General features: G+C 47.7%; 15 protein-coding genes. All 15 read right to left on the reverse strand.

From position 1 onward, the window contains the following. Window positions 1–8: 8 nt before the first annotated feature. A complete protein-coding gene (gene astD, locus ACJB0T_RS18440) occupies window positions 9–1,475 on the reverse strand; it encodes a succinylglutamate-semialdehyde dehydrogenase (protein ID WP_479291715.1) in 1,467 nt (488 codons plus the stop codon). Window positions 1,476–1,552: 77 nt separating this feature from the next. Continuing rightward, window positions 1,553–2,572 carry an arginine N-succinyltransferase gene (gene astA, locus ACJB0T_RS18445; protein WP_479291717.1) on the reverse strand — a complete coding sequence of 340 codons (1,020 nt, stop codon included), beginning with the start codon at window positions 2,570–2,572 and terminating at the stop codon, window positions 1,553–1,555. Window positions 2,573–2,653: 81 nt separating this feature from the next. Continuing rightward, on the reverse strand, window positions 2,654–3,865 hold the full coding sequence (locus ACJB0T_RS18450; RefSeq protein ID WP_479291719.1) for an aspartate aminotransferase family protein: 1,212 nt from the start codon (window positions 3,863–3,865) through the stop codon (window positions 2,654–2,656). Between the two features lie 381 nt (window positions 3,866–4,246). After that, window positions 4,247–4,828: an aminodeoxychorismate/anthranilate synthase component II gene (locus ACJB0T_RS18455; RefSeq protein WP_479292332.1), complete on the reverse strand. Its 582-nt coding sequence runs from the start codon at window positions 4,826–4,828 to the stop codon at window positions 4,247–4,249. A gap of 125 nt (window positions 4,829–4,953) precedes the next feature. Continuing rightward, the gene (gene trpS, locus ACJB0T_RS18460; protein WP_479291720.1) at window positions 4,954–5,970 is read right to left on the reverse strand and encodes a tryptophan--tRNA ligase; all 1,017 of its coding nucleotides are present in this window, start codon (window positions 5,968–5,970) and stop codon (window positions 4,954–4,956) included. Window positions 5,971–6,142: 172 nt separating this feature from the next. Continuing rightward, window positions 6,143–6,823: a phosphoglycolate phosphatase gene (locus ACJB0T_RS18465; RefSeq protein WP_479292334.1), complete on the reverse strand. Its 681-nt coding sequence runs from the start codon at window positions 6,821–6,823 to the stop codon at window positions 6,143–6,145. 12 nt (window positions 6,824–6,835) lie between these two features. Then, window positions 6,836–7,513 (reverse strand): ribulose-phosphate 3-epimerase, encoded by a 678-nt coding sequence (gene rpe, locus ACJB0T_RS18470; protein WP_042477203.1) that lies wholly within the window; start codon window positions 7,511–7,513, stop codon window positions 6,836–6,838. A gap of 104 nt (window positions 7,514–7,617) precedes the next feature. Continuing rightward, window positions 7,618–8,442, reverse strand: a complete 825-nt coding sequence (locus tag ACJB0T_RS18475) for a Dam family site-specific DNA-(adenine-N6)-methyltransferase (RefSeq protein ID WP_479291722.1) — start codon at window positions 8,440–8,442, stop codon at window positions 7,618–7,620. 158 nt (window positions 8,443–8,600) lie between these two features. Continuing rightward, the gene (locus ACJB0T_RS18480) at window positions 8,601–10,094 is read right to left on the reverse strand and encodes an AAA family ATPase (protein WP_479291723.1); all 1,494 of its coding nucleotides are present in this window, start codon (window positions 10,092–10,094) and stop codon (window positions 8,601–8,603) included. 103 nt (window positions 10,095–10,197) lie between these two features. Then, on the reverse strand, window positions 10,198–11,283 hold the full coding sequence (aroB, locus tag ACJB0T_RS18485) for a 3-dehydroquinate synthase (RefSeq protein ID WP_479291724.1): 1,086 nt from the start codon (window positions 11,281–11,283) through the stop codon (window positions 10,198–10,200). Between the two features lie 30 nt (window positions 11,284–11,313). Beyond that, on the reverse strand, window positions 11,314–11,832 hold the full coding sequence (gene aroK, locus ACJB0T_RS18490) for a shikimate kinase AroK (RefSeq protein ID WP_042477283.1): 519 nt from the start codon (window positions 11,830–11,832) through the stop codon (window positions 11,314–11,316). 185 nt (window positions 11,833–12,017) lie between these two features. Further along, complete coding sequence (locus tag ACJB0T_RS18495; RefSeq protein WP_479292336.1) at window positions 12,018–13,754, reverse strand: type IV pilus secretin PilQ; 1,737 nt, start codon at window positions 13,752–13,754, stop codon at window positions 12,018–12,020. After that, window positions 13,754–14,260, reverse strand: a complete 507-nt coding sequence (locus ACJB0T_RS18500; protein ID WP_479291725.1) for a pilus assembly protein PilP — start codon at window positions 14,258–14,260, stop codon at window positions 13,754–13,756. Before ACJB0T_RS18500 ends, ACJB0T_RS18495 begins: the two co-directional genes overlap by 1 nt. Further along, window positions 14,250–14,834, reverse strand: a complete 585-nt coding sequence (locus ACJB0T_RS18505) for a type IV pilus inner membrane component PilO (RefSeq protein WP_479291726.1) — start codon at window positions 14,832–14,834, stop codon at window positions 14,250–14,252. The genes ACJB0T_RS18500 and ACJB0T_RS18505 overlap by 11 nt, the downstream gene beginning before the upstream one ends. Next, the gene (locus ACJB0T_RS18510; RefSeq protein ID WP_479291729.1) at window positions 14,834–15,424 is read right to left on the reverse strand and encodes a PilN domain-containing protein; all 591 of its coding nucleotides are present in this window, start codon (window positions 15,422–15,424) and stop codon (window positions 14,834–14,836) included. The genes ACJB0T_RS18505 and ACJB0T_RS18510 overlap by 1 nt, the downstream gene beginning before the upstream one ends. Window position 15,425: the final 1 nt, after the last annotated feature.

The raw sequence follows: 15,425 nt of genomic DNA on the forward strand, positions 1-15,425 counted from the left end.
CCCGCTCCTTATAATTCGATACCAGGGCTCAAAGTTGCTGGAAGAACGGTGTTATCGCCTTCCATTGATGCCATAGGATAAGCACAGTAATCCGCTGCGTAAAACGCACTTGGGCGAAGGTTGCCAGAAGCTCCTGGACCACCAAACGGCGCATCGCCGCTCGCGCCTGTGAGCTGACGGTTACGGTTTACAATGCCTGCTCGGATGTGGTCTGTGAAATATTGCCACTCCTCATCACGCTCAGAGATAAGACCTGCCGACAGACCAAATCGAGTGTCGTTTGCCAGCTCAACCGCTTGCTCCAGGGTCTCGTAGCGCACCAGTTGCAGTAGCGGCCCAAAGTACTCTTCATCAGGCAGCTCAGCGATATCTGTCGCATCTAGTAGTGCTGGCGTCACAAACGCCGCATTCAAGCGTTTTGCTTCGACTAAGCTCTTACCACCTAGCTTCACTAGCTCAGCTTGCGCTGCAATAATATGATCAGCGGCCTGCTCTGAAATCTGCGGTCCCATAAATGGCGCAGGCTCTGCAAACGGCTCATCAATGCGGATCTTATTAATGGCTGACACTAGGCTTTCTACTAGTTGATCACCTTTTTCACCAAATGGTACATAAAGGCGTCGTGCGCAGGTACAACGCTGTCCGGCACTGATGTAGGCCGATTGCAAAATGGTGTATACCGCTGCATCCACATCACCAAACGCTTCACTGACAACAAGTGGGTTGTTACCGCCCATCTCAAGCGCCAGCATCTTGCCAGGTTGACCTGCAAATTGACGATGAAGGATATGGCCTGTGTTGGCACTACCGGTAAACAACACGCCATCAATGCCTTTCGAATCAGCAAGAGCGATACCAGTCTCTTTACCACCTTGAACGAGGTTAATGACACCGGCAGGCAGTCCCACCTCTTCCCAAATCTTCATCGCGATTTCACCAACTAGCGGGGTTTGCTCTGAAGGCTTAAAGACTACCGTGTTCCCTGCCAATAAGGACGGTACAATATGACCATTCGGTAAGTGACCAGGGAAGTTATAAGGGCCAAAGACTGCCATAACACCAAGAGGCCTGTGACGGAGGACAATTTGGTTGCCAGCAGCTTCGCGTTGGCTCTCACCTGTGCGTTGGTGGTAGGCACGAATCGAAATGGCAATCTTACCGGCCATCGCGCCCGCTTCAGTGCGGGTCTCCCATAACGGCTTGCCGGTTTCTTTGGCAATCGCAATGGCAATCTCTTCACTACGTTCTTTAACCTTGTCGGCAAACGCCAGCACAATGGCTTCACGTTCCGCGAACGGTCTTTTTTTCCACTCAACAAACGCTTTACGAGCAGAAGATACCGCCAGCTCGACTTGCTCAGGCGTCGCTGATTGGCCTTCCCAGATAATATTATTGTCGTAGGGTGACAGTGACTGAAATGCGTCACCGAGACCCGCTACCCAGTTGCCCGAGATCCATTGAGTTTGTTGAGACATAGTGAAGTTCCTTTGGTCTTTTAAATGTGGCCGCTGTAAGCGGCCATCTTATTGCTTGTAGAGGCGAGCAACGTCGCTTATTGAGCCAGCATGCGAACCATGTCGCCATCAGCAACATTCAGTGCATCCGCCGCCTCAGGAGACAGCAATACGGCTCCAGACTCAGCGTCAAACGCCGCTTTCGCCGCCGTCGCACGGAAGTGCTCAAAAGAAGTGTTAGCAATCAGGTAATCTTGTGAACTGGTGTGCTCAGAGACAGACACTTTAGCGCGGAATGAATCACGCACCGCTTGAATATTACGAAGATCGCATTCAACCGTTGGACCTGCATCGAAAATGTCGACATAGTTACGACAAGTAAACCCTTCTTTCTCGAGAAGCTTTAATGCTGGACGTGTGTTTTCATGCACTTGACCGATCACCGCTTGCGCCTCTTTACTCAGCAAATTGATGTAAATAGGTAGCTTTGGCATTAGGTCGGCAATAAAGCCTTTCTTACCAATACCTGTTAGATAATCTGCCATCGTGAAATCGATCGAGAAGAAGTGTTCTTGTAACCACTGCCAAAACGGTGAGTTACCCTCTGCATCCGACACGCCGCGCATTTCTGCAAAGATGGTTTTTGAAAAGCGCTCAGGGTGCTCTGCCATCATCAAGAAGCGACACTTCGACATTAGGCGACCATTGAGGCCACCACGAAACTCTGGACGCAAAAACAAGGTACAGATTTCACTACAGCCAGTGTAGTTGTTGCCAAAGGTCAAAAGCTTCACCACATTGTTGACGTTCAGCTTCGGCGATGAGTGCACCACGGTACTAATGTGATAAGAGTAGAAAGGAACATCCCAACCAATCGCACCTTCAATACCCGTTGTCCCTGCCACTTCGCCTGTTTCGGTGTCAAAGCCAACCATCAGATAACCTTCGTCGGTAGGCGCTGTGACATCATGCTTAGCAAAGCTGTATTCAGAGTGAGTAATTCGGTTTGTCAGTAGCTCTTCATTAACGGGAAGAGAAGTAAAACCGTGGCCTGATTCTACCGCGCAAGTGTGCAGCGCATCGTAGTCAGACATAGAGATAGGACGAACAACAAGCATCAATAATCCCTCCTGACGCAAACCCTCTCGGAACATCCAAATCCGAGAGAGTATCTAAAAGCCGACTTATCGGCTGTCTGCTTAAACTAGCGTGCTAATGGCTTTGTCTAGTTTAGCTAATCCTTCTTCAACTTCTTGCTGAGTGATGACCAGTGAAGGCGTAAAGCGTACAACGTTGGCACCAGCAACGAGCACCATTAAGCCTTGTTGCCCTGCGGCAACCAATACATCACGAGCTCGGCCTTGCCACTCTTCATTGAGCGCAGCACCAAGTAGCAAGCCTTTGCCGCGAATTTCACTGAATAGGCCGTATTTCGCGTTGATCTTCTCAAGACCTTCACGGAACCAAGCTTCACGTTCCGCAACGCCTTCAAGTACGTCTTGACGAGACACCACATCAACAACCGCTTCTGCTACCGCACACGCGAGTGGGTTACCACCATAAGTCGAGCCGTGGGTTCCCACCTTCATATGAGCGGCCAGTTTTTCTGTGGTTAGCATGGCGCCGATAGGGAAACCGCCGCCCAGAGATTTAGCCGTGCTCAGAATATCAGGCGTAATACCAAGACCTTGGTAAGCGTAGAAGTTACCGGTACGTCCGTTACCTGTTTGCACTTCATCAAAGATAAGCAGCGCATTGTACTTATCACAAAGCTCACGAACGGCTTGAACAAACTCAGGTTGCGGAGAAACAATACCGCCCTCACCTTGTAGCGGCTCCATCATGACCGCACAGGTTTTCTCAGACATTTGCGCTTCAAGCGCGGCGATATCGTTGTAAGGAATGTGTGTTACGTCACCTGGCTTAGGACCAAAGCCATCGGAGTAGGCTGCTTGACCACCCACCGTTACCGTAAAGAAGGTACGACCGTGGAAGCCTTGATTAAAGGCAATAATTTCTGATTTCTCAGTACCATGCACGTCCGCAGCCCAGCGACGCGCAAGCTTCAATGCCGCTTCGTTCGCTTCAGCACCAGAGTTGGCAAAGAACACTCGCTCAGCAAAACTTACTTCGGTGAGTTTTTTCGCCAGACGCAGTGCAGGCTCATTGGTCATTACATTACTTAGGTGCCAAATTTTGTTGGCTTGCTCAGTAACCGCATTCACCATCGCAGGGTGGCAATGGCCTAGACAGCTCACCGCAATACCACCAGCAAAATCGATATACTCGTTACCTTGCTGATCCCAAACTCGCGCACCCTCGCCCTTAACTGGAATCATCTCCATTGGGTTATAACAAGGTACCATTACCTCATCGAACCACTCACGAGTTACCGCTTTTTCCGTTGTCATAACACATTCCTTCTTATTACTGCGTGTGGGCGAAAAGAGGTTGGCCTTCAATAAGGCGGCTATAGGGGAACCTTCTCTTTCCGTTGGCGACAGAACATTTTCTATCGACTTTCCACAGATGCAGCATTGTATTTACATTTATTTAACCATAGCAATAGTGAAAAAATCTTTTTAGGCGCACTTTGCGCAGGATTCAATATCACCTTATGAGTATTTATGCATCATAAATGAATTTGAATGAAGTGTTTTTTGACGAAGAGGCAAAGAAACTGCTCAGGTAAGGTGTTCACTCACTTCACATCAGTAAAAGCGAATAAATTTGCAAAGCCATAAGTTAAACTTATGAGGGATAAGAAAACAAAAAAGAGTGATCTAGATCGACTATTTCTGCAACAGGAAGTTACGCAAAAGCTCGTGCCCTTGCTCAGTCTTGATGGATTCTGGGTGGAATTGTACTGCGTGGATGTTGAGACTCTTGTGACGATACCCCATAATTTCATCAAATTCACCATTCTCAAGCTCGGTCCATGCAGTCACTTCAAAGCAGTCAGGTAGACTGTCGCGAGCGACAATAAGCGAGTGATAGCGAGTCACGGTAAGAGGATTGTTGAGCCCAGTGAACACACTCTGGTTGGTATGACGAATCGGTGACGTCTTACCATGCATCACCTGCCTTGCGCGCACGACTTCGCCGCCAAACACCTGAGCAATCGCCTGATGACCTAAGCAGACACCAAGTAATGGCAATTTGCCAGCAAAGTGTTTGATCACCTCGAGCGAGATCCCGGCTTCATTAGGTGTACAAGGGCCTGGGGAAATGACCAAGTGAGAAGGGTTTAACGCATCAATACCGGCAATATCAATCTCATCGTTGCGTACCACTTTCACCTCAGCGCCCAGTTCAGAAAAATACTGAAACAGGTTGAAGGTGAAGGAATCGTAGTTGTCGATGATGAGTAGCATAGCGCTCGCGGTCATGTTGATTGGCAAAAACAAGGCGGTATTTTGCAGCAACAAAGCAAAATTGCAAGAAAAAGCCCCTAAAACGCAAAGTTCAAGGGGCTCACTTTAATTATTGGTCGTGACACCTATGGGCGAGCCACAAAACCAACCGCTTTGTACGCTTTCGCTAGCATCTCTGCTGCGCGAACGGAGGCTTTTTCAGCGCCTTGGCGCATCACTTCATCCATGTAAGCACGATCTTCACGAATACGACGGTACTCAGATTGGATTGGCTCAAGCATAGCGACGAGTGCTTCACCGACATCTTTCTTAAATGGACCGTACATTTCAACGCCTGCGTACTGCGCTTCAATCTCTTCAAACGTTTTACCGGTTGCAGCAGAGTACAGACCCATTAGGTTAGAGATACCTGCTTTGTTGTCCCAATCATGGGCAATGCGTGGTGGTGTCTCTGTGTCTGTTTGCGCCTTGTTGATCTTCTTAAGAATCGACTTTGGCTCTTCTAACAGAGTGATCACGTTTTTACGGTTATCGTCCGACTTAGACATCTTCTTAGTCGCATCTTGCAAGCTCATTACACGTGCATTCACAGTCGGAATGTACGGCTCTGGCACTTCAAAGATTGGCGATTCAGGGCTGTAGATGTTGTTAAAGCGAGTCGCGATATCACGCGCAAGCTCTAAGTGCTGCTTCTGGTCACTACCTACTGGCACTTGATGCGCACCGTATAGCAAAATATCCGCAGCCATCAGCACTGGGTAGTCGTATAGACCGACGTTAACGTCGTTCGCATAGCGCTGAGACTTGTCTTTAAACTGAGTCATACGATTCAGTTCACCCATTTGGGTGTAGCAGTTAAGAAGCCAACCAAGTTGAGCATGCTCTGGTACGTGTGACTGAACAAATAGCGTGCTCTTCTTTGGATCAACACCAACCGCAAGGCAGATTGCTAGTGCGTCTAGAGTTGCTTCATGCAGCGCTTTCGGATCTTGGCGAACCGTGATGGCATGAAGGTCAACAACGCAGTACTGGCAGTCATAGTCGTCTTGCATTTGTTGCCATTGACGTAGAGCACCCAAGTAGTTACCAATACTTAGTTCACCTGACGGCTGAACACCACTTAATACAATGGGTTTGCTCATGATTATGATTCCTTTGACTTCTTGACGAGATAATTTAGGAGAATGAAAAACCGCGTTATTTTAACGCGGTTTTAGCAGTGTACTCATTGGCAAGTATTTTGCCAGTGTTTTATAGCTAAGTGTTTATGGTGCAGAGACCCAAAGACACTGGCTTCACGGCATGTTAAGGAAGTTAATAATCGATACCGACCGCTTTTAGCACATCCGACACAATGTCGGCAACAAAATCAGGCTTGGCATTAGCAATCGGCTCACCGTGGTTGTAGCCATAGGTCAAACCAAATGCGTGACAGCCCGCGTTGCGCGCGGCAAGAATATCGTTCTTCGAATCGCCAACCATCAGTACTTGGTCGGCAGAGACTTGTTCTTGATCCATCAACCAGTGCAGAGCAATAGGATCTGGCTTACGCTTTTCAAACGCATCACCACCTAATACGTGCTTGAAGTACTTATCTAGCTTGTGCTGCTCTAATAGTTCTGGAACAAACTTCGATGGCTTATTAGTTAGCAGCGCCACGGTAATGCCGCTTGCGACTAGGGTATCTAGTGTTTGATGCACTGCTGGATAAAGGTGGCTAAGTTTGTGACCGCTCGCTTTATAGAAGTCATCGAACAGAACGCGCGCTTTCGCGAGTAGATCTGGAGACAAGCTAGGGTCAACCTCGATGCTCTGGCTCAGCGAACGACCAATCAAGATATCAGCACCATTGCCAACATAATCACGAACTTGCTTTTCGGTTACTGCTGGGTAACCAAGTTCTTGAACCGCTTGGTCAGCGGCAAGTGCTAAATCTGGCACGCTATCAAGTAGCGTACCATCGAGATCGAATACAACCAGTTTAATTACGCTCATCATGCCTGCCCGTTACTTGCTTTCTACTTTCGCAAGTTCAGCACGCATCTCATCAATCACCTCTTTGTAATCAGGGCGATTGAAAATAGCGCTGCCCGCAACAAACATGTCCGCACCCGCTTCAGCGATTTCTCGGATGTTGTCGACCTTCACGCCGCCATCAATCTCTAGTCGAATATTACGACCAGACGCATCGATACGCTTACGAACTTCGCGCAGCTTATCCAGCGTTGAAGGGATGAATGATTGACCGCCAAAACCAGGGTTCACCGACATCAGAAGAATCAGGTCGACCTTGTCCATGATGTAATCAAGGCAAGAAAGCGGCGTTGCAGGGTTGAGTACCACACCCGCCTGACAGCCGTGCTCTTTGATGAGCTGAAGCGTGCGATCAACATGCTCAGATGCTTCAACATGGAAAGTGATCATGCTTGCACCCGCTTTCGCGAAGTCAGGTACGATGTTGTCGACAGGTTTCACCATTAGGTGAACATCAATTGGGGCAGTGATGCCGTAGTCGCGTAGCGCTTTACAGATTGGCGCACCGAACGTTAGGTTAGGCACATAGTGATTATCCATCACATCGAAGTGAACGACGTCAGCACCCGCAGCGAGTACTTTTTCGACATCCTCACCCAAACGAGCAAAGTCTGCAGAGAGAATGGATGGAGCAATAAGAAAGTCTTTCATACCTAACCTCAGTGAAATGGATTGCAAGCGAGTCTTTACATAACAGTAACAGTGCGCGCAATTCTACCGAAGCAAGGGGGTAAATCCTAGCCCTTGGCTAGGAGTTATTGATCTCGCGGTTCAAATAATGCCAACAATTCATCGACTTTATTGCGACCGGCACCATTGCGGCTGATGGTTCGCTTCACTTTAACCACATTAAGCTGGGCTCCATGATACAAGCGGCGCGTCAGCGTGGTGTCGTGGTTAGAGATAAGTACCGGAATACCACGGTCAAAAGCCGCATGCTCAGCAACATCGGCAAGTGCAGCCTGATCGTCCAAGGTAAAGCCATTACCTGCATAAGAGGTAAAATTGGCCGTGTTGGAAAGCGGAGCGTACGGAGGATCACAGTAAATCACGCTGCCTTTGCGAGCGCGCTTAAATGTCTCAGGGTAACCCTCGCAGACAAACGTTGCTTTCTTCGCTTTCTCTGCAAAAAACTCCATTTCGTTCTCAGGGAAGTATGGCTTTTTGTAGGAGCCAAACGGCACGTTAAAGCCACCCTTTTTGTTATAACGACATAAGCCGTTAAACCCAAAACGGTTCATGTACAAAAACGCCACCGAGCGAAACATAATGTCGTCGGTTTGGTTAAACTGAGCGCGAATATCGAGATAGACTTCTTTACGATTATGCTCTGGAGTAAACAGACGTTTCGCCTCTGCAATGTATTGCTCTGGCTGCGTCTTGAGTAGGTTGTAAAGATTGATAAGATCAGGGTTAATATCGGCGAGCAGGTATTGCTCATAATCCGTATTAAGAAAAACAGAGCCTGCACCAACGAAGGGTTCTACCAGTTTTCTAGCGTCTGGCAGATGCTTTTGAATGTCTTCAACCAAGCCATATTTTCCACCAGCCCACTTAAGAAAGGCACGTTGCTTCTTCATTACTTGCTCTATTTACTGCCACCCCAAAAATTAAGGCTGGGGAATATATCATAATTCAAATTGTTATGTTGACCTTTCTGGTAGAAAGGTCAACAGCGCTTAGTGTAAATGTTGACTGAGTCGCCGTTAACTCGCTCACAAGCGACTAGGTCGAAAGCTTATTCAGTCCAGCGAGCAATTTCACGCTTCACTTGGCTCAGCGCTTTTGGCCATGGACCAAGCGACTGTAGCTCTGTAGGAAGCTTCTCCGCCGCATCACGTGCTTGCTGAATCGTCGCGTAATTGTCGTAAGTGACGATAAACCACTTTTCCTCGCCACGCAGAGTCGGATAAATGCGCACCGGCTTATCAAAACTATGCTGATTCAAAAATAGCTGCACATCTTCCAACTCTGTCATCGCCGCAATCTGTAGCGTGTAGCTATTCGAGGCTAATGCATTTAGCTGGTCTCGCGCAAACGAGAACGTAATGGGCGTTTGCAGCGCTTCTGTTACACCATCATCAATCACCACCTCTGATGGAGACTCAATGGCCACGGGCTGAATATTGCTCGTGGTTTTTGCACTATCTACCGCTTGCTGGATTTCTTTAGCTTGCTGCGCGGCAATGTCGGTTTTATCTTCTAGCAAAGCATCAACCACATCAGAGGTGATCACGACACGTTCACCTGTTTCCGCGACGCCCACACTGGCTGTTTCTGACGTTACCGCCGGTGGTAATGCCTCGGAATCATCCGTCGCGCTCAGATCCGATGGCATTTCTTGATTGGCTTTTTGCGCTTGCTCTTCACTTGCAGCATCTACTGGCTGCTCTAAGGTCGGGATCACGGTCTGTTCACTCGCCGTTTCGACTGGCGCAATACTCGGCTTCGGCGCTTGCAGGAGCCAGCGATAGCCTAAGAACAACAGCAACAGAATAACGGCAACGGTGACGGCAATCTTCGCAGGCGAGCCCACTAATGAACGAATAATCACTTTCTTTTCCACTTTGTGCTCTCCTAGCGCCAAAATTTCTCCCGGAAGTGGTCTGATATTAGTAAACGCGCTTTTGATTCTTTTTTCAACGCTTTCATCGAGATAGCGTAGAACCAAACTCTCAAAAAAACGTTCAGCCTCTTCCTCTGGTAATTCATCGATATCCAGCTCAACCGGCTTAATATCCAGTCCATGACTCAATCTAGCAAGCTTAGTCGATACTGAATCACTCGCGGTAAACAGCACCACACTAATGTTTTGCTTAGGTGTGGAAAGCGCAACGCTATACAGTAGCCATAGTTCAGCCAATAGTGCTTGAGAGGCATGGTGAGCATTATCGACCACAATGACGATGTTACACGCTTCACCATCTAAAATGCGCTCGATACTGTCATTGAGTGAATCGGTGGAGCTGTACATTTGATGCGGGAATAGCTGTCTCAGGATATTACCGCGATTAACCTCATCCTCCTGGTTAGGCAGACAGGTCACCAACGACTGGTTTTTATCATAAGACCACGCTTCGAGATAACGATGAGCAAGCCAGGTTTTCCCGGCTCCAGCTTCACCTTTGACGACCACAAAGTTTGCAGCAAATTGCGTCAGCAACTGCACTCTTTCAAGCAGCTGGGTTTGTGAATCGAGCTCTAGCACTCGCAGTTCATAGGACAAACTCATCCCGGTTTTCTACCACCCATTCAAACTAAAAAAGGCTCCAACTGGAGCCTCTATTCTATTCGCGGATGTCGCCGAACCTCAACACTCTATCGTTAAGTATTGGCTACTTGCGACATAAATCAATCGCTTGCTCAATCAGATCACTCGCTACATCAGAGACGACTTGCGCCGTGCCGATAGAGGTCGGCAGCACCAAACGCAACTTGCCCGATAGCACTTTTTTGTCGCGCATCATGTGCTTGATGAAATCATCAAAGCTCATAGATTCAGGCGTATGTACGGGCAGTTTTGCTCGTTCTAGCAAAGCAATAATACGAGTGACTTGCTCTGGCGTAATATCACCAAGCAGCTGAGCGGTATGAGCAGCCATCGCAGTACCCGAAGAAACAGCCTCTCCATGTAACCACTTACCATACCCCAGTTCTGCCTCTATCGCATGACCAAATGTATGACCTAGATTCAATAACGCACGAATACCTGACTCTTTCTCGTCTTGAGCAACGACTTCGGCTTTGATCTGACAGCATCGCGCAATCGCATAAGTTAACGCTTGCTGATCAAGTGCATAGAGTTTGTCGAGGTTTTCCTCCAGCCAATCAAAGAACGCCTCATCGTAGATGATGCCGTACTTGATCACCTCGGCCATACCCGCTGCAAACTCACGTTCAGGTAACGTACGCAAACAGTTGGTATCGATGATGACCGCTTGAGGCTGATAAAAAGCACCGATCATGTTTTTACCCAACTCATGGTTCACCGCTGTTTTACCACCGACCGATGAGTCCACTTGAGATAACAAAGTGGTTGGGATCTGCACAAAATCAACACCTCGTTGATAGCAAGCCGCCGAAAAACCGACAAGATCGCCAATCACGCCACCGCCGAGAGCGACTACAACGACATCGCGACCGTAGTTGCCCGAAAGCAGATGAGTTTGAACCGTGTTAAAGGTATCAAGAGTTTTGTATTGCTCACCGTCTGGCAGTTCAAGCAATGAGGTTTTGCAACCTTTGCTTTCCAACTGTTCAAGAATCACTTGAGCATAAAGAGGGGATACCGTGGTGTTGGTGATCACCACGACTGATTTTCCGTCGGGAATTTGGGCAAATTGAGCCGAGTCATCAAATAACCCGGCACCAATTGAAATTGGGTAGCTGCGCTCACCAAGCTCGACCGTAATCCGTTCCATGGTTTGCTCTCCTAATGAAAAAGGTTTCGATTAACCTTCTTCTAGCATTTTTACGATTTGGTTGGCTACCACTTTTGCGCTTTGATCATCAGTACGAACCACATAGTCCGCCACTTCTTTGTAAAGATCATTGCGCTCGTCCGCTAGGTTCTCTAGCACTTCGCGTGGGTTATCCGTTTGAAGTAATGGACGCTTCTTGTCGCGGTTAGTGCGAGCAAGTTGTTTTTCGATTGTGGTTTCTAGGTAAACAACGATACCACGAGCCGACAAGCGGTTACGGTTGTCTTTGCTCTTCACAGAACCACCACCGGTCGCAAGTACGATGCCTTGCTGCTCGGTTAGATCGTTAATGACAGTTTCTTCGCGCTTGCGGAAACCTTCTTCACCTTCAACGTCAAACACCCATGCGATGTCTGCGCCAGTGCGCTCTTCAATTACGGTATCAGAATCAACAAACTCCATATGAAGTTGTTGAGCTAGGTGTCTACCGATTGTACTTTTGCCGGCACCCATAGGGCCAACAAGAAAAATATTACGTTTCTCAGCCATGTTCAGCATTAATTTACAACGTTAATTCAATGACATCGCCACAAGAAAAGACCGAAAAGGAACCTCGGAAAAAAGGGCTTGTGGCACCGATTCCTCACAGATAAGTCGTGATAAGACCCGAAATTATCAAGGCAAGGTGGCTTTAATGCAACTTTATTTTTAATCCTTTTCAATTAATGACCAATTTACAAAGGGTTACCAAGTTCTGTAAGTGCTGGTGTTGGGGTGATAATCTTCGGCGTCACGAAGATTAGTAGCTCACTCTTGCCGATATTTTCATAGGTTCGTCGAAATAATGCGCCTAAGCCTGGAATATCACCTAAAAGTGGCACTTTATCGATTTTATTGGAAAAGGTGTGTTGGTAAATTCCGCCTAGCACGACAGTCTCACCATTGTTAACTAGAACCTGCGTGCCGATGCGCTGAGTATCAATCGCGACGGTTTCTCCTTCTAGTGTTTTCAATACCTCACCAACCTGATCTTGGGTAACATCCAGGTCAAGAATCAGTCGATTGTCTGGAGTAATTTGCGGTGTGACCGTCAGTGACAGCACCGCCTTTTTGAATTCCACTGCTGTAGCGCCACTTGATGTGGATTTGAGATAAGGGATTTCAGTACCTTGCTCTATGTATGCCGACTTTTTATTGGTAGTGATCAGCCTTGGGCTAGAAATGATTTCGGCTTTTGACTCATTTTGCAGTGCTGAAAGTTCAAGGTCGAGCAAGGTGTTAGTCCCAAGACTCGCCACTTGAAAAGCAATGCTTGATGCATTATCAGATAGCGCGGGTAAATTAACGTTCAAAAAGTCATCTATCTCAAGTTCACTGCCACTGCCTGCGGCAACCAGGTTGCTTTCTATGGAACCACCAACCGTCGTGGTGCCATTAGTTGAACTCACCCCCCAGCGGATCCCTAATTCTTCAATGTTACCTTCTCTAATCGTCACCACTCGCGCTTCAATCTGAACCTGTTTTACGGGTATGTCGAGCTCAGCAATAATACTTTTAATGACCTCTATATTGTCGGGAAGATCGCGAAGCAATAGTGAATTGGTGCGCTCATCAACCGTCACAGAGCCGCGCTCAGATAGCATACTGAGGGTCTCATTACCACCTATCATGGCGGCCATTTCAGAAGCTTTGGCGTAATTAATCTTGATGATTTCGGACTCAAGCTTACCGATTTTTTCGGTCAGTTGATGACGCTCCAGCTCCAGTTTTTCCTGCCGGTCAAGTTCTGCCTTTGGCGCCACCAGCACCACATCCCCTTTGACCCGTTTATCAAGGCCTTTAACGCGCAGGATAATATCGAGTACATCAGTCCACGGCACACTATCAAGACGCAGCGTCAAATTGCCCTGCACCGTATCCGAGACAACCAAGTTGAAATCATTGTGGTCAGCGAGTAGCTGCAGCACATTGCGGACTGGCATATCTTGAAAATTGATCGAGGTAAGTTGACCTTTGTTGCGCGACTCTAATGCCTTCTCGTCAGCGCGAGCTTGGGTAAGCTCAACAAAAGTAACACGAAGCTGGTTATCAGCTACCACGTATTGATAGTCAACTGCCCGTTTGGTTTTTACGGCTAAGCGCACATGGGGCGACTCATCAAAAAACTCGATGGTGGTAACGGGCGTGGCAAAATCGGTCACATCATAAATAGACAAATGCTCGGGCGTCACTTTGGTTTGCCGAAGCATAATGGTCAACCCATTGTCATTGCTACTAACATCGACAGCGCTACCCTGCTCGGACAGAGCAACCATCAACACTCCCTGACGCTGCTCGTTGAGCTGAAATGAGACGTTGGTAATCTCATTAGCTGCAAGCTCACGACTTGTTAGCAAGCCAATACTCAATGCAAGACCACAGATAAGAAAATTGATGACTTGCACCACTATACGTTGCACGTGTTTCTCCATTACTTCAATGCCAGCTTTATTTGCCTTTGGTACCAGCATCCCAATCCATCGGACAAGGTCTCGCCTACAATCAGTGCATTTTCGGTTATTTGTTTGATTTGACCGTTGTTCTCACCAAGAAAATGCCCCTCTTCCACTTTCACTACACGTCGATTGGGCAGCATCACCAAGCCCGTCATCTTGCCGTTTTTGCTCATGATCCCTTTAATCTGTAGATCGCTAATTCGATAAAGCTCTAATCCTTGTTTGGTTCTGGTTTTTGGTTGCCAGCAGCTCTGCCCGCGTTCAGGGCTCTGTTGGGTTGCCATTTTCGGTAAACTGAAAGGAGAGTGGCTGCTCAACTCTTGGAAGACTACTACGTCAGAAGAGTGAATCAATCGCTCCGCCATTTTTTGCGGCTCATAACTCGATTCTGCATTTAAAACAAACTGTTGCAATGAATCTTGATTGGCATTACAACCAACCAAGCCGATAGTTATCAATATGACTAAAGTGCTATTTTTCACCTTCAGCCTCCGCTATAAACTGATAGGTAGTGGCATTGACACGAAAGTGCAGTGTGCTACTTTCCAAACTGACTCTCTGCCATTCAGCATTTTCAATCAGCACTATACGGGGCAGCTCAGCAATTGCCTGAGCATAGCGGCCAATATCGTCATAACTTCCAGTCAGCTCGATATCTAAAGGGAGTTTTAAGAGAAACTTCTGCGGCTGACGCTTCCCCCAATTGATGCGAGTAAACGTAAGATGATTGTTAAGGCCTTGCTCGTTGATGTCTGCGAGCAAGCTTGCTAGCTCTTGCTGAGCGGGCAATTGACGCAAAAGCTTATCATAATGGTCAGATAGTTCGCTAAGATGTGCGGTCATCACAGGTAACATTGCGGCCTTGCGAGCGACAACCTGTAGCTCTTGCTTCAATTGAATTTCTTGCTGTTTGTAATAGTCGAGGTCTTCAAGACTCGGCTTCACCAAAAGCCAACCACCGACCAGCCCCGCCATCACAAACACAATACCGACCACCACAAGCTGTGGTATTAAAGGCCAGTTGGTTAACTCATCCAGTTCAAGGTCGAGTGACATTAGTTCACTCCTGCTTTCGGCTGTTGAGCCAGATTGGTAAGTAGCGCTGCACTATCAATAGCAAACGACAGCTCAAACGCTTGATATTTGTTACCAAAGCGCTCACGGTCATGAACGATAGAGTGAAGCACGACGTTATTGACCATCGTCGATTGTTCAAATCTATCCAGCATTTGAGCGAGGAAGGCGGTACTTTCCCCAATGCCGCTGACCTTAAACTGCTCACCTTGCATACGGATCTTGTCGACATAGACTTGAGAAGGAATCAGTGTCGGCAGTAGATTCATTACCGCTGTTGTCTTGTTGCGCTGTTGCTGCAACCCATCAACGTAGTCAAGGCGGGCTTCTATAGACTGCAGTTCACTTTTGGTCGATGACAATGCACGGATTTGACGCCGATAGTCATCAATTTCACCTTGCAGATACGCAACCCGCTGTTGTTGGGTTTGGACCTCACTCGCTAGTGTCAAATTCAACAAATGAGACGTCGAATAACCAAGAAGCAGCGCCAAGACAAGCATCGCAATAAAGCGCTGTTGATGCTGCTTGCGCTTGGCTTCCCGCCAAGGCAATAGGTTGATTATCTTCATA

The sequence above is a fragment of the Vibrio sp. CB1-5 genome, from assembly GCF_059412285.1.

What these genes read in the sequence shown, in the direction of transcription:
- ACJB0T_RS18465 (WP_479292334.1), bottom strand. Translation starts at nt 6,823, where the DNA reads ATGAGCGTAATTAAACTGGTTGTATTCGATCTCGATGGTACGCTACTT.
- ACJB0T_RS18480 (WP_479291723.1), bottom strand. Translation starts at nt 10,094, where the DNA reads ATGAGTTTGTCCTATGAACTGCGAGTGCTAGAGCTCGATTCACAAACC.
- ACJB0T_RS18505 (WP_479291726.1), bottom strand. Translation starts at nt 14,834, where the DNA reads ATGTCACTCGACCTTGAACTGGATGAGTTAACCAACTGGCCTTTAATA.
- ACJB0T_RS18495 (WP_479292336.1), bottom strand. Translation starts at nt 13,754, where the DNA reads ATGGAGAAACACGTGCAACGTATAGTGGTGCAAGTCATCAATTTTCTT.
- trpS (WP_479291720.1), bottom strand. Translation starts at nt 5,970, where the DNA reads ATGAGCAAACCCATTGTATTAAGTGGTGTTCAGCCGTCAGGTGAACTA.
- astD (WP_479291715.1), bottom strand. Translation starts at nt 1,475, where the DNA reads ATGTCTCAACAAACTCAATGGATCTCGGGCAACTGGGTAGCGGGTCTC.
- rpe (WP_042477203.1), bottom strand. Translation starts at nt 7,513, where the DNA reads ATGAAAGACTTTCTTATTGCTCCATCCATTCTCTCTGCAGACTTTGCT.
- aroB (WP_479291724.1), bottom strand. Translation starts at nt 11,283, where the DNA reads ATGGAACGGATTACGGTCGAGCTTGGTGAGCGCAGCTACCCAATTTCA.
- ACJB0T_RS18450 (WP_479291719.1), bottom strand. Translation starts at nt 3,865, where the DNA reads ATGACAACGGAAAAAGCGGTAACTCGTGAGTGGTTCGATGAGGTAATG.
- ACJB0T_RS18455 (WP_479292332.1), bottom strand. Translation starts at nt 4,828, where the DNA reads ATGCTACTCATCATCGACAACTACGATTCCTTCACCTTCAACCTGTTT.
- ACJB0T_RS18510 (WP_479291729.1), bottom strand. Translation starts at nt 15,424, where the DNA reads ATGAAGATAATCAACCTATTGCCTTGGCGGGAAGCCAAGCGCAAGCAG.
- astA (WP_479291717.1), bottom strand. Translation starts at nt 2,572, where the DNA reads ATGCTTGTTGTTCGTCCTATCTCTATGTCTGACTACGATGCGCTGCAC.
- aroK (WP_042477283.1), bottom strand. Translation starts at nt 11,832, where the DNA reads ATGGCTGAGAAACGTAATATTTTTCTTGTTGGCCCTATGGGTGCCGGC.
- ACJB0T_RS18475 (WP_479291722.1), bottom strand. Translation starts at nt 8,442, where the DNA reads ATGAAGAAGCAACGTGCCTTTCTTAAGTGGGCTGGTGGAAAATATGGC.